The sequence below is a fragment of the Streptomyces sp. MJM8645 genome, from assembly GCF_001625365.1.
In the GTDB taxonomy this organism is placed as follows: Bacteria; Actinomycetota; Actinomycetes; order Streptomycetales; family Streptomycetaceae; genus Kitasatospora.
In genome coordinates this window covers 2,479,323-2,491,989 of record NZ_LJJF01000001.1, presented here as the reverse complement: position 1 = coordinate 2,491,989, position 12,667 = coordinate 2,479,323, and the positions used below count along the sequence as shown (strand labels likewise).

Sequence of the window (12,667 nt, the reverse complement as noted above, 5' to 3'; positions counted from 1 at the left end):
TCAGCGGCGGCGGGCGGGTGTTGACGGGTCGGGGTGGCACGCCTGCCTGCCTCGTCATCACCTCACGAAGGACGACAGCCGTGACGACTGCCGCTGAGCGCAAGACCGCCGACTTCTGGTTCGACCCGGCCTGCCCGTGGGCGTGGATGACGTCCCGCTGGCTGATCGAGGTGCAGCAGCTGCGTCCGGTGGACGTGAACTGGCACGTGATGAGCCTGTCGGTGCTGAACGAGGACCGCGACCTCCCGGAGAACTACCGCGAGCTGCTGGACAACGCCTGGGGCGCGGTGCGGGTGTGCATAGCGGCCGCACAGGCGCATGGCGACGAGGTGCTGGGCCGGCTCTACACCGAGCTGGGCCTGCGCTTCCACAACCAGGGCCTGCCGCAGAACCGGGAGACGGTCGAGGCGGCGCTGGTGGCCGCCGGGCTGCCCGCGGAGCTGGCGGACGCGGCCGACACGGACGCGTACGACGAGGCCCTGCGCGCCTCGCACAAGGAGGGCATCACCCTGGTCGGCGAGGACGTCGGCACCCCGGTGATCGCGGTGGAGGGAGTGGACGGCGAGCGGGTCGCCTTCTTCGGCCCGGTGGTCACCCCGGCCCCGAAGGGCGAGGCCGCGGCCCGGCTCTGGGACGGCACCCTGCTGGTGGCCTCCACCCCGGGCTTCTACGAGATCAAGCGGACCCGTACGGCGGGCCCGTCCTTCGAGTAGCGCGGGGCGCGCGAAGGGCCCGGTACCGCGGCTGGCGGTACCGGGCCCTCGTGCGTGCCGGGGTCAGCGGGCGGCGGCCGCGTCCCGCCGCTGCTTGACCAGGCCGGCGGCGCTCAGCAGCGCGACCAGCACCCCGGCCGCGTACAGCTGCTGCCGGTTGCCCTCGGTGGTGGTCATCAGGGCGAGGATGCCGGCCACGGCGGCCATCGCGATCCAGGTCAGGTAGGGGTAGCCCCACATCTTCACGGTGAGCAGTTCGGGCGCCTCGCGCTCCAGCCGGCGGCGCATCCGCAGCTGGACGAGGCAGATGAACAGCCAGACGACCAGGATGGCCACGCCGGTGGTGTTCATCAGCCAGGTGAAGACGGTCTCCGGCCAGAACTTGGCGGCCAGCACGGCGCCGAAGCCGAACAGGCAGGAGGCCAGCACGGCCCGGCGCGGCACCCCGCCGGAGACCTTGGCCAGCGCCCGGGGGCCCTGGCCGCGGCCGACCAGCGAGTACGCCATCCGGGAGGCGCCGTAGATGTTGGCGTTCATCGCGGAGAGCAGCGCGATCAGCACCACCACCTCCATGATCGTCCCGGCGCCGGTCACCCCGAGGTGCCGCAGCACGGTGACGTACGGGCCGTCGGTGACCACCGCCGGGTCCTTCCAGGAGACCAGGGTGACGACCAGGGCCATCGAGCCGATGTAGAAGATCGCGATCCGCCACACCGCCGTGCGCACCGCGTTGGCGACGTTCTTGCGGGGGTCGTCGGACTCGGCGGCGGCGATGGTGACGGTCTCCAGCCCGCCGTAGGCGAAGACGGAGGCGAGCAGGCCGACGATCAGCCCGCTGACCCCGGTGGGCAGGAAGCCGCCCTGGCCGGTCAGGTTGGTCGTGCCGGGGGCGCCGGGGCCGATCACCCCGGCGATGCCGAGGCCGCCGAGGACCAGGAAGGCGATGATCGCGGCGACCTTGATGGCGGCGAACCAGAACTCGAACTCGCCGAAGTTCTTCACCGCGGTCAGGTTGCTGGCGCAGAAGAAGACCATGAACAGGCCGACCCAGACCCAGGAGGAGACGCCCGGCACCCAGCCGTTGACGATCTTCCCGGCGGCGGTGGCCTCGGCGGCGACGCCGCAGCAGAGCATCACCCAGTACATCCAGCCGGCCGTGATCCCGGCCCAGGGGCCGATCTCCTTCTCGGCGTGCACCGAGAACGATCCGGAGGCGGGGCGGGCGGCCGACATCTCGCCGAGCATCCGCATGATCAGCATGACCAGCAGGCCGGAGAGGGTGAACGCCAGGATGATCGCCGGACCGGCGGCCGCGATGCCGGCGCCGGAGCCGACGAACAGGCCCGCGCCGATCACCCCGCCCAGCGCGATCATCGACAGGTGGCGCTGCTTGAGGCCGTGCGCGAGCTGCTGGCCGGTGGCCGGGGCACCGTCGGCGTCGGTGGTCCCGGACGCCTTGGGCGCGGAGGTGGGGGCCATAGGGCTGGATCCAGACTGTGCGGAATGCGGCATGAGCTGTCCAATATCCGGCGACACCTCTGTTCATGCCAAGAGCGGGGACCTCAGGCCCACCATGCGGACCACGCGGTGACGAGGCGGGGTCGACCGGTGACACAGCGTCGGTATGGGCCGAAATGAGCCGGTTCCGACAACGGCCGAGGGCGGGGCTTTGTCCGAAACCGTGGCGATGGCGTAGTGGATCACCACGTAGGTTCACAGGTGTTCACTCACCTGAGCACCCCACAGGAGACCCCCGATGGCCACTGCCACCACCCCGATACCGCGCCGCGCCGTCCTCGCCGACCTGCTGCCCGCCGCCACCACCCGCCTCGGCGCCCAGGCCCGCGACCTGGCCCTGGTGGCCGGCGGCGCCGCCCTGACCGGCGTGGCCGCCCAGCTGTCGGTGAACGTCCCCGGCTCGCCGGTGCCGGTCACCGGCCAGACCTTCGCCGCCCTGCTGGTCGGCACCGCGCTCGGCGCCCGCCGCGGCATCGCCTCGCTCGCCCTCTACCTGCTGGCCGGCCTGGCGGGGATGCCCTGGTTCGCCGAGGGCACCTCTGGCTGGACGATGCCCTCGCTCGGCTACGTGCTCGGCTTCGTCCTGGCGGCCGGCCTGACCGGCGAGCTGGCCCGCCGCGGTGCCGACCGGAGCCCGGTGAACACCGCCGTCACCATGGTCCTCGGCAGCCTCGCCATCTACGCGGTCGGCGTCCCGTACCTGGCCCTGTCGCTGCACGTCCCGCTCGCCCGGGCGGCCGAGCTCGGCCTCTACCCGTACCTGGTCGGCGACGCCCTGAAGGCCGTCCTCGCCGCCGGGGCCCTGCCGCTGGTCTGGAAGCTCGCCGCGAAGCGGTGAGCCCCCTGCCGGGCCCGGGCGCACGCGCATGCCACACTCATGGCATGCGCGTGTACCTGGGCTCAGACCATGCCGGATACGAACTGAAGAACCACCTCGTGGAGTGGCTCAAGGAGGCCGGCCACGAGCCGGTCGACTGCGGGCCGCACATCTACGACGCCGAGGACGACTATCCGCCGTTCTGCCTGCGCGCCGCCGAGCGCACCGCCGCCGACCCGGAGGCGCTGGGCGTCGTCATCGGCGGCTCGGGCAACGGTGAGGCGATCGCCGCCAACAAGGTCAAGGGCGTGCGGGCGGCGCTGGCCTGGAGCGAGCAGACCGCCGGGCTCGGCCGCGAGCACAACAACGCCAACGTGGTCTCCGTCGGCGGCCGCATGCACACGCTGGAGGAGGCCACCAAGTTCGTCGAGGTCTTCCTCAACACCCCCTACAGCGGCGAGCCGCGGCACACCCGCCGGATCGAGATGCTGAGCGAGTACGAGACCACCGGCGAGCTCCCGCCGATCCCGGCCCACCACCCGCAGGGCTGATCCCTCCCCCCGTCCACCCCCCGTCGGCCGGCCGCACGCTCCACGCGGCCGGCCGCCGCCGTTCCCGGGCCCGTACGGCTGTGTCATCGGCCACAGGGCCGGGCGCGCCGACGCCGGTGCGCGCGGGGCGCGTGCGCCGCCCGCGTGGTTCGTACGCCCAACCGGCGCACGCCTCCTGACGCCGCGCCCGCCGTCGCGGCAATCGGCCGAAACCGACTGACGGGCCCGCGCCACGGCGCACCCGCTCGTGTCCGGCCCGTCGACGCCGGGCGGTGCCCGTGGATAAGGTCGGGCCCCATGGCTGGCAGACCGCCGGGCGCACCGCCCCAGACGACTGCGACGAGGCCCGGCGCCGCCACGGCGTCCGGACCCGTGACGGCCCGGTTGCGCAGGAGGCTCCGCCGGGTCCGCCGAAGGCTGCGCACGGCCGGTGTCGACTACTTCCGCGGCGGCGCCGCCGACTGGCCGGTGCTCTGCGCCCTCGCCCTGCTCGTCCCGCTGCTGATCCTGCTCAACATCTGGATCCCCGCCTGGGCCCCGCCCACCGCGCTGGTCCTGCCGATCCTGGCCGGCGCGCTGCTGCTGCGCCCCGGCAGCCTGGTGGTGCTGTACGCGCTGGCGGCGCTCGGCCTGTCCGCCGAGTCGGTGATCCACACCGGCCAGCGGGTGGCCAGCGAGAACCCCGAGGCCTATGTCTACGGCGTCACCCCGGGCGCGGCCCTGGTGGTCGGTGCCGCCGGGGTGGGCGGCCTGCTGCTGGCCCAGTTCCGGGCCCGGGTCGGCGTGCCCTGGTGGGGCGGCTCGACCATGCTGTTCGACCTGCGCGAGCGGCTGCGGGTGCAGAGCCGGGTGCCGGAGCTCCCGGACGGCTGGCACGCCGACATGGCGCTGCGCCCGGCCGGCGGGCAGTCCTTCTCCGGGGACTTCGTGGTCGCCGCCCGCACCGGCCCGGGCCAGCGGCTGCTGGAGGTGGTCCTCGCGGACGTCTCCGGCAAGGGCATGGACGCCGGCTCCCGCGCGCTGCTGCTCTCCGGCGCCTTCGGCGGCCTGGTGGGCTCGCTGCCCGCGCACGACTTCCTGCCCGCCGCCAACGGCTACCTGCTGCGCCAGTCCTGGGAGGAGGGCTTCGCGACCGCCGTCCACCTGGTGCTGGACCTGGACACCGGCGAGTACGAGCTGCTGTCGGCCGGGCACCTGCCGGGGATGCAGCGGCTGGCGGGCGCCGGGCGCTGGGAGGTCAAGGAGGCCGAGGGCCCGCTGCTCGGGATCTACGACGGCGCGAAGTTCGACGGGGTGCGCGGCCGGCTGAACCGCGGCGACGTGCTGATGCTGTGCACCGACGGCATGGTCGAGGAGCCGGGCCGGGACCTCTCCGAGGGGATGGACCGGCTGATGGGGGAGGCGGACCGGCTGGTGCCCGGCAGCGGTCCGGGCGCGGGGGCCGGTGCGGCGGCCGCGCTGATCGAGACGGTGGCCCGGGACATCAACGACGACCGCGCGGTCCTGCTGCTCTGGCGCGACTGACGCCCCCTCGCCCCGGCCGTCCGTCACCGGACGGACCGGCACATGCCGCGGGCACCTGCTGTCAAGCCGGGCAGCCGATCTTCGGCCAAATCGGCCGCCCCGTCGGCTGACCGGACCTGCGGCTTCCGTTACCCGCCTCCGGCCGCCTTCCGGCCGCTCAGCGCCGCCCCGGCGACGATTCGTCAGAACGGCTCCGCTATCGTCCCGGTCGGCGGAAACTCGTCTCGCATCGCAGGATATCGGCGTTGGGCTGACTGTCAGACCTTTACGCAATCGGCACGGTCGACCACACTGAGTCCGGGCGGGACTGTTCAGGATTCGGGGGATGGGGGGCGTCACGTGCGGCACGGCAGACAACGTTCGACCGCGCCGGGCTCCCTCGCCGGTGGTGTGCCGGTCGATCCGCGATTCCGCCTCGGGACCGTCGGACAGGCCGGGGTCCGGCTTCGCAGGTGCCGCCGGGCGGCGGCACCACGCTATGAAACGAGGAAGTGAGTCCGGGTGGCACTCTCCGTCTCCGCGCTGGTCCTGTTCGCAATCCTGTGCATCATCTTCATCCGCAACAAGCAGTTGAAGATCGCGCACGGCATCATCGCCGCCCTGTTCGGCTTCATGCTGCACGAGACCACGGTCGCGGGCTCGATCAACTCCCTGCTGGCGAACCTCGCCCACAGCATCTCGGGCATCACCGGCGGCTGACCCGGCCGGGCCGTCCGCGACCCCCGCGAGGGGATCACCGGCCGGCCCGTCTGGCCTCCCGCCAGCGAGCGAACAGTCCCCGGGGGCGGGCCGCCGCCGGGGCGGGGGCGCGCATCGGCGCGGGTGCCGCGGCACCCGCCGCCGCGGCCTGCCCCGGCGCCGCCCGCTCGGCCGTCAACAGCACGAACAGCCGCGCCCAGCACAGCCGTTCGCCCCGCGGCCAGTCCATCGCGCGCAGCGCCGCCGACGCGGCCTCCGACACCTCGCCGTCGACCCGGACCTCGGCGACGTCGTCGCCCGCCTTCCCGCCCAGGAAGAGCTTCACCCCGACCGGCCCCGGCCCGGCCAACTGCGGCCGCAGCGCGGGCGCGAGCGCCGGCAGCACCCGGTGCTCGGCGAGCCAGCCCGCCAGGTGCTCGTTGCCGAAGCCGAACACCGCCGCCGGCCCCTGGACGGCGTGCCAGCCCGGGAGTTCGGCGTGGTCCGCGTGGTCGGCGTGCACGCCGCGCCCGTCCGTCAGCTCGACCAGCACCGAGGCGGTGGTGGTCGCCCACATCTTCACCGCGTTGGCGAGCTTCTCCTCCTCGGTCTTGCCGAGGCCGGCCGCGCAGTCCCACACCACCGGCGCGTCCGCCCGGCCCAGGTGCAGCACGTAGCCGAGGTCGACGTGGCCGGCGCCGTCGTTCCCGGGGTGCTCGCGCACCGCCACCGCCGTCGTCCCCGGGCCGCGCACCACCTCGCCGTCGGCGCTGAACTCCTGTCCGAGGCGTGCCATCTCCCGGACGACACAGCGCTGTATGACGGCCAGCCGCTCCTGGGGACGCACCGGGACTCCTCCACCTCGGAGCGCGGCGGGTGAGCTCCCGCTCGAACTGCGCTCGAACGCCGCCGAGGCTATCGGCCCGGCAGCCAGGCGGGAAACCGTCCGGCCTCCCCGGTTCTCCAGTCGCGGAAATGTCTGGAATGCACCACTTTGGGAAGCGGAACCGCCCCGTGGCCGCCGGCCGGGGCCCTGCCGCCCGCCTGGAGAGCCCGCATGACCCGCACCACCCCGACACCCCCTCCGTCGCTCCTGGCGGCCCCTCCGGCACCCCTTCCGCCCCTCCTGGCGGGCCCGGACGGCTCCGGCCTGGCCGCCGAGATCGAGGCCTACCTCGCCTCGCTGCCCGCCCCCGCGCGCCGCCCGGTGCCGTACGTCTGCCCCCACGGCACCGCCGTGCGGCCGTGGTGCGCCGGCCATCCGGTGCCCCGGGTCACCCTGCTCGACCGGGCGCTGCGCCGCCCGGCCCGCCCGGTGCCGGTCAGCGCCGCCGACCACCTGCGGCTCGCCTCCCGCTACATCGGTGCCCACGGCTGGCTGCAGGGCGCGATGTGGGACGCACGCGGCCGGGTCTGTCTGCTCGGCGGCCAGGCCGCCGTCCTCGCGCACGGCTACGGCACCCCGGCCACCGTGCGCACCGCCCGGGTCCAGCTGATGGAGGTGCTGCACGCGACCGGCCGCCCGGCGCACTCCCCGGACGAGTACAACGACCGCCCCGCCACCAGGGAGGCCGACGTCCACCGGCTGCTCGACCGGGCGGCCGCCCGGGCCGCCCGGCTCGGACTCTGAACCGGCCCGTCCGGCCTCGCGGGGCCGGGTGGACCGCCCGGAAACGCCAACGGCCCCGGTGCGTGGAGACGCACCGGGGCCGGGCCGATGAGCGGGCGACGAGAATCGAACTCGCGTGACTAGTTTGGAAGACTAGGGCTCTACCATTGAGCTACGCCCGCGCGATCCCCCGGTCGTTGCCGGCCGGAAGTTCGGGGGACAGCGTACCTGGTCCGGTCGCTTCCGTGCACACCGGATTCTGCGCGCGCTCCCTCGGACCGCCCCCGAATATGTCGGCGAGCCGCCAGGGCCCGACGTGTACGCTTCCTCTCGGCACCACGGGGTGTGGCGCAGTTTGGTAGCGCGTCCGCTTTGGGAGCGGAAGGCCGTCGGTTCGAATCCGGTCACCCCGACAGTGCGGCAGGGTCTCGTCCACCGTGGCGGGGCCCTGTTCTGTTCGGGCCCGATGGTGGCGCCTGGCGTCCGCCTTTCGTGGTACCGGTAGGATGGGGCGCTGGCGGTAGTCCCTGCGGTGTCAACCCAGGTCAACCGCACGAGGGCGAGGAGTCACTCTCACCGTCCACCCCCCCCACGGGAGATGCAGCTCCAACCCTTCATCGCCCGTCTCGCCCGACCCATTCGTACGGCCTCGGCCGGCGGCCGGGAACGGCGGAGGCAACCTGACCGCAAGCCCATAGGAGACCTAACCGTGAAGAGCGCCGTCGAGACTCTGAACCCGACCCGGGTTCGACTCACCGTCGAGGTGCCCTTCGAGGAGCTCAAGCCCAGCCTCGACGCGGCGTACAAGAAGATCAACCAGCAGGTCTCGGTCCCGGGCTTCCGCAAGGGCAAGATCCCGAACCGGGTCATCGACCAGCGCTTCGGCCGTGGCGCTGTGCTGGAGGAGGCCGTCAACGACGCCCTCCCGCGCTTCTACACGCAGGCCGTCGACGAGGGCAAGATCGAGGTCCTCGGACAGCCCGACATCACCAACATCGAGGGTGTCGAGAAGCTCGCCGATGGCGGCGACCTGAAGTTCACCGCCGAGGTGGACATCCGTCCGGAGATCACCCTTCCGGACTTCGCCTCCATCGAGGTGACCGTCGACCCGATCGTCGTCTCCGACGAGGACATCGAGAAGTCCCTGGAGCAGCTGCGCGAGCGCTTCTCCTCGGTCAAGGACGTCGAGCGCGCCGCGGCCGCCGGTGACATCGTGGTCGTGGACCTGATCGCCAAGGTCGACGGCGAGGTGCCGGAGGACGGCACCGCCAACGGCGTCAGCTACGAGATCGGCTCGGGCCGCCTGATCGACGGCATCGACGACGCCGTGACCGGCCTGGAGGCCGGTGGCACCGCCACCTTCTCCACCGAGCTCAAGGGTGGCACCCAGGCGGGCCAGACCTCCGAGGTCACCGTCACCGTCACCGCCGTCCAGGAGAAGGAGCTGCCCGAGCTGGACGACGAGTTCGCCCAGCTGGCCAGCGAGTTCGACACCCTGGAGGCCCTGCGCGACGACTCCCGCAAGCGCCTGGAGCGCATGAAGGAGTACGACCAGGCCACCCAGGCCCAGGAGAAGGTGCTGGACGCCCTGCTCGGCCTGGTCGAGATCGAGTTCCCGGAGAAGCTCCTCAAGGACGAGGTCGAGACCCGCAAGCACAACCTGGAGCACCACCAGCTCCAGCCGATGGGCCTCGACATCGACAGCTACCTGGAGACCCAGGGCAAGTCCCGCGAGGAGTGGGACGCCGAGATCGAGGAGCAGGCGAAGAAGGGCATCAAGACCCAGTTCGTCCTGGACCAGATCGTCGCCGACGAAGAGCTGGGTGTTAACCAGGAGGAGCTGACCGAGCACCTCATCCGCCGCGCCGCCGGCTCGGGTCTCACCCCGGACCAGTTCGCGCAGCAGGTCGTCCAGGGTGGCCAGGTGCCGCTGCTGGTCGGCGAGGTCGCCCGCGGCAAGGCGCTGGCCACCGTGGTCGAGGCCGCCAAGGTCGTCGACACCGAGGGCAACGAGGTCAACTTCGACGACGAGGACGAGACGGCCGAGACCGTCGAGGCCCCCGCCGCCGAGGAGACCGCCGCCGAGGAGAAGACCGAGGCCTGAGTGCCCCGGTAACCCCTGAGGTCTGCGACGGGCCCGGACGCCGTACGGTGTCCGGGCCCGTCGTCGTCCCCCGGGGCGGGCCCGACCCTGCGCTCACAGCGAACAGTTCTGCGTGAGGGATTCTGCGGCCCGGCCTGCGCGTTAGGGTCCTTGGACAGCACCAATCACACCGTGATACCCGGAAGCTGTGCGACATCGTGACGGCCGTGGAGCGACCGTCCAAATCGACTGAGCAGGTGGCTAAGTGACGTTCCCGCAGATGCAGATGCCTGGCCCGATGGCGCCGCACGCCGCCTCTGGTGACGTGCTCGGCGGCCTGGGCGACCAGGTGTACAACCGGCTGCTCAACGAGCGGATCATCTTCCTCGGCCAGCAGGTCGACGACGACATCGCCAACAAGATCACCGCCCAGCTGCTGCTGCTGGCCGCGGACCCGGAAAAGGACATCTTCCTTTACATCAACTCCCCGGGCGGTTCGATCTCGGCGGGCATGGCGATCTACGACACCATGCAGTACATCAAGAACGACGTCGTCACCATCGCGATGGGCATGGCGGCCTCGATGGGCCAGTTCCTGCTGACCGCCGGCGCCAAGGGCAAGCGCTTCTCGCTGCCGAACGCCAACATCCTCATGCACCAGCCGTCCGCCGGCCTCGGCGGCTCCGCCACCGACATCCGCATCCAGGCCGAGCAGCTGCTGCGCACCAAGAAGCGGATGTCCGAGCTGATCGCCTTCCACAGCGGCCAGTCCTTCGAGCAGATCACCAGGGACTCCGACCGCGACCGCTGGTTTGCGCCGGAGGAGGCCCTGGAGTACGGCCTGATCGACGCGATCATGCACAGCGCCGCGGACGTTCCCGGCGGCGGCGGCACGGGCGCCTGAGCCTCGGCCCGGCCCACGAGACCACAGCCACAACGCCCCGGAGGACAAGAACCCCCATGATCATCCCCAGCCTGTCGGCCGCCCAGGCCCGCGTCGAGGACATGCGCGCCGAGGGTCGCTACATCGTCCCGCGCTTCGTCGAGCGCACCACGCAGGGCATCCGCGAGTACGACCCGTACGCCAAGCTGTTCGAGGAGCGCATCATCTTCCTCGGCTCGCAGGTCGACGACGTCTCGGCGAACGACATCATGGCGCAGCTGCTGTGCCTGGAGTCGATGGACCCGGACCGCGAGATCCAGATGTACATCAACTCGCCCGGCGGCTCGTTCACGGCCCTGACGGCCATCTACGACACCATGCAGTACGTGAAGCCGGACATCACCACGGTCTGCATGGGCCAGGCGGCCTCCGCCGCGGCCGTGCTGCTCGCCGCCGGCACCCCCGGCAAGCGGATGGCGCTGCCGAACGCCCGCATCCTGATCCACCAGCCGTACACCGAGACCGGCCGCGGCCAGGTGTCCGACCTGGAGATCCAGGCCAAGGAGATCTTCCGGATGCGCGAGCAGCTGGAGCAGATGCTCTCCAAGCACTCCAACAAGCCGGTGGAGCAGGTGCGCGAGGACATCGAGCGCGACAAGATCCTCACCGCCGAGGAGGCCCTGGAGTACGGCCTCGTCGACCAGATCATCTCCACCCGCAAGACCTCGCTGACCTCCTGAGGCCGGCACCCTCCGAGGCGGGGCGCGCATCCTGCGTGCGCGCTCCGCTCCGGGTCGTCGGCGGCCTCCGCAACGGCATCTGTTCGGTATCAATTCGCCCAGGGCGTAGGGCAGACCCGGCGAAGAGGACGGAATCAGGGGCCCGGCAGAGTACCGTCGGATAGCGAGACCGATCGCCGTCGGCGTTGACGGTCCACAGCACCAGGCCCCGGAACTTCTGCGGGGCCCCTGGCGAAGGGGAAGCACCTCGTGGCACGCATCGGAGACGGTGGCGACCTGCTCAAGTGCTCGTTCTGCGGCAAGTCGCAGAAGCAGGTGAAGAAGCTGATCGCCGGCCCAGGCGTGTACATCTGCGACGAGTGCATCGACCTGTGCAACGAGATCATCGAGGAGGAACTCGCCGAGACCTCCGAGGTGCGCTTCGAGGAGCTGCCGAAGCCGCGGGAGATCTACGAGTTCCTGGACCAGTACGTGGTCGGCCAGGACCTCGCCAAGAAGGCGCTGTCGGTGGCGGTCTACAACCACTACAAGCGCGTCCAGGCCGGCGAGGCGGGCCGCAGCGGCGGCAACGGCCGTGAGGACGCCATCGAGCTGGCCAAGTCCAACATCCTGCTGCTGGGCCCCACCGGCTCCGGCAAGACGCTGCTGGCGCAGACCCTGGCCCGGATGCTCAACGTGCCGTTCGCGATCGCGGACGCCACCGCGCTGACCGAGGCCGGGTACGTCGGCGAGGACGTCGAGAACATCCTGCTCAAGCTGATCCAGGCGGCCGACTACGACGTCAAGAAGGCCGAGACCGGGATCATCTACATCGACGAGATCGACAAGGTCGCGCGCAAGAGCGAGAACCCGTCGATCACCCGGGACGTCTCCGGCGAGGGCGTGCAGCAGGCGCTGCTGAAGATCCTGGAGGGCACCACCGCCTCGGTGCCGCCGCAGGGCGGGCGCAAGCACCCGCACCAGGAGTTCATCCAGATCGACACCACCAACGTGCTGTTCATCGTCGGCGGCGCGTTCGCCGGCCTGGAGCGGATCATCGAGGGCCGGGCCGGCGCCAAGGGCATCGGCTTCGGCGCCAACATCCGCTCCAAGCGGGAGTCGGACGCCAGCGACCACTTCCGCCAGGTGATGCCCGAGGACCTGGTGAAGTTCGGCATGATCCCCGAGTTCATCGGCCGGCTGCCGGTGATCACCAGCGTCCACAACCTGGACCGCGAGGCGCTCCTGCAGATCCTCACCGAGCCGAAGAACGCGCTGGTCAAGCAGTACCGCAAGCTCTTCGAACTGGACGGCGTGGAGCTGGAGTTCTCCCGGGACGCGCTGGAGGCGATCGCCGACCAGGCGATCCTGCGCGGCACCGGCGCGCGCGGTCTGCGGGCCATCATGGAGGAGGTGCTGATGTCCGTGATGTACGAGGTGCCCTCGCGTCAGGACGTCGCCCGCGTGGTGGTCACCGGGGACGTGGTCTCCAAGCACGCCATCCCCACCCTCGTCCCGCGCGACATGATCAAGCGCGAGCGGCGCGAGAAGAGCGCCTGACCCGCGTCCGCC

General features: G+C 71.7%; 12 protein-coding genes and 2 tRNA genes. 11 read left to right on the top strand and 3 right to left on the bottom strand.

Going from position 1 to position 12,667, the window contains the following annotated elements; all coding sequences use genetic code 11:
- Nucleotides 1–146: 146 nt before the first annotated feature.
- Nucleotides 147–713, top strand: coding sequence for a disulfide bond formation protein DsbA (locus tag A6F73_RS10660; protein WP_244293615.1), 567 nt, complete (start codon nt 147–149; stop codon nt 711–713).
- Between the two features lie 63 nt (nt 714–776).
- Here the strand turns inward: A6F73_RS10660 and A6F73_RS10655 are convergent, their stop codons facing one another.
- The gene (locus A6F73_RS10655) at nt 777–2,087 is read right to left on the bottom strand and encodes an amino acid permease (protein WP_244293614.1); all 1,311 of its coding nucleotides are present in this window, start codon (nt 2,085–2,087) and stop codon (nt 777–779) included.
- Between the two features lie 382 nt (nt 2,088–2,469).
- Here A6F73_RS10655 and A6F73_RS10650 point away from each other — a divergent pair, with 382 nt between their 5' ends.
- From A6F73_RS10650 to A6F73_RS10635, 4 genes are all read left to right on the top strand, one after another.
- Nucleotides 2,470–3,069 carry a biotin transporter BioY gene (locus tag A6F73_RS10650; RefSeq protein ID WP_063347576.1) on the top strand — a complete coding sequence of 200 codons (600 nt, stop codon included), beginning with the start codon at nt 2,470–2,472 and terminating at the stop codon, nt 3,067–3,069.
- 44 nt (nt 3,070–3,113) lie between these two features.
- Complete coding sequence (locus A6F73_RS10645) at nt 3,114–3,599, top strand: ribose-5-phosphate isomerase (RefSeq protein ID WP_063347575.1); 486 nt, start codon at nt 3,114–3,116, stop codon at nt 3,597–3,599.
- A 384-nt stretch (nt 3,600–3,983) separates the two neighbouring features.
- Nucleotides 3,984–5,123, top strand: coding sequence for a PP2C family protein-serine/threonine phosphatase (locus tag A6F73_RS10640; RefSeq protein WP_063351101.1), 1,140 nt, complete (start codon nt 3,984–3,986; stop codon nt 5,121–5,123).
- 501 nt (nt 5,124–5,624) lie between these two features.
- The gene (locus A6F73_RS10635; RefSeq protein WP_063347574.1) at nt 5,625–5,822 is read left to right on the top strand and encodes a hypothetical protein; all 198 of its coding nucleotides are present in this window, start codon (nt 5,625–5,627) and stop codon (nt 5,820–5,822) included.
- Between the two features lie 34 nt (nt 5,823–5,856).
- Here the strand turns inward: A6F73_RS10635 and A6F73_RS10630 are convergent, their stop codons facing one another.
- The gene (locus A6F73_RS10630) at nt 5,857–6,648 is read right to left on the bottom strand and encodes a DUF6348 family protein (protein WP_063347573.1); all 792 of its coding nucleotides are present in this window, start codon (nt 6,646–6,648) and stop codon (nt 5,857–5,859) included.
- Nucleotides 6,649–6,858: 210 nt separating this feature from the next.
- Here A6F73_RS10630 and A6F73_RS10625 point away from each other — a divergent pair, with 210 nt between their 5' ends.
- Nucleotides 6,859–7,431 (top strand): hypothetical protein, encoded by a 573-nt coding sequence (locus A6F73_RS10625; RefSeq protein ID WP_063347572.1) that lies wholly within the window; start codon nt 6,859–6,861, stop codon nt 7,429–7,431.
- Nucleotides 7,432–7,521: 90 nt separating this feature from the next.
- Here the strand turns inward: A6F73_RS10625 and A6F73_RS10620 are convergent.
- Nucleotides 7,522–7,592: transfer RNA gene (locus tag A6F73_RS10620), tRNA-Gly, on the bottom strand.
- Nucleotides 7,593–7,749: 157 nt separating this feature from the next.
- Between A6F73_RS10620 and A6F73_RS10615 the strand changes: the two genes are divergently transcribed.
- From A6F73_RS10615 to clpX, 5 genes are all read left to right on the top strand, one after another.
- A tRNA-Pro gene (locus tag A6F73_RS10615) sits at nt 7,750–7,823 on the top strand.
- Between the two features lie 296 nt (nt 7,824–8,119).
- The gene (tig, locus tag A6F73_RS10610; protein WP_063347571.1) at nt 8,120–9,514 is read left to right on the top strand and encodes a trigger factor; all 1,395 of its coding nucleotides are present in this window, start codon (nt 8,120–8,122) and stop codon (nt 9,512–9,514) included.
- A gap of 265 nt (nt 9,515–9,779) precedes the next feature.
- Nucleotides 9,780–10,397, top strand: a complete 618-nt coding sequence (locus tag A6F73_RS10605) for an ATP-dependent Clp protease proteolytic subunit (protein ID WP_063351100.1) — start codon at nt 9,780–9,782, stop codon at nt 10,395–10,397.
- Between the two features lie 56 nt (nt 10,398–10,453).
- Nucleotides 10,454–11,116 (top strand): ATP-dependent Clp protease proteolytic subunit, encoded by a 663-nt coding sequence (locus tag A6F73_RS10600; RefSeq protein ID WP_063347570.1) that lies wholly within the window; start codon nt 10,454–10,456, stop codon nt 11,114–11,116.
- A gap of 249 nt (nt 11,117–11,365) precedes the next feature.
- The gene (gene clpX / locus A6F73_RS10595) at nt 11,366–12,655 is read left to right on the top strand and encodes an ATP-dependent Clp protease ATP-binding subunit ClpX (protein WP_063347569.1); all 1,290 of its coding nucleotides are present in this window, start codon (nt 11,366–11,368) and stop codon (nt 12,653–12,655) included.
- Nucleotides 12,656–12,667: the final 12 nt, after the last annotated feature.

Bases quoted from the DNA above. Each gene is read 5' to 3' on its own strand.
- A6F73_RS10600 (WP_063347570.1), top strand. From the start codon at position 10,454: ATGATCATCCCCAGCCTGTCGGCCGCCCAGGCCCGCGTCGAGGACATG.
- A6F73_RS10650 (WP_063347576.1), top strand. From the start codon at position 2,470: ATGGCCACTGCCACCACCCCGATACCGCGCCGCGCCGTCCTCGCCGAC.
- A6F73_RS10605 (WP_063351100.1), top strand. From the start codon at position 9,780: ATGCCTGGCCCGATGGCGCCGCACGCCGCCTCTGGTGACGTGCTCGGC.
- A6F73_RS10625 (WP_063347572.1), top strand. From the start codon at position 6,859: ATGACCCGCACCACCCCGACACCCCCTCCGTCGCTCCTGGCGGCCCCT.
- A6F73_RS10655 (WP_244293614.1), bottom strand. From the start codon at position 2,087: ATGATCGCGCTGGGCGGGGTGATCGGCGCGGGCCTGTTCGTCGGCTCC.
- A6F73_RS10660 (WP_244293615.1), top strand. From the start codon at position 147: ATGACGTCCCGCTGGCTGATCGAGGTGCAGCAGCTGCGTCCGGTGGAC.
- A6F73_RS10645 (WP_063347575.1), top strand. From the start codon at position 3,114: ATGCGCGTGTACCTGGGCTCAGACCATGCCGGATACGAACTGAAGAAC.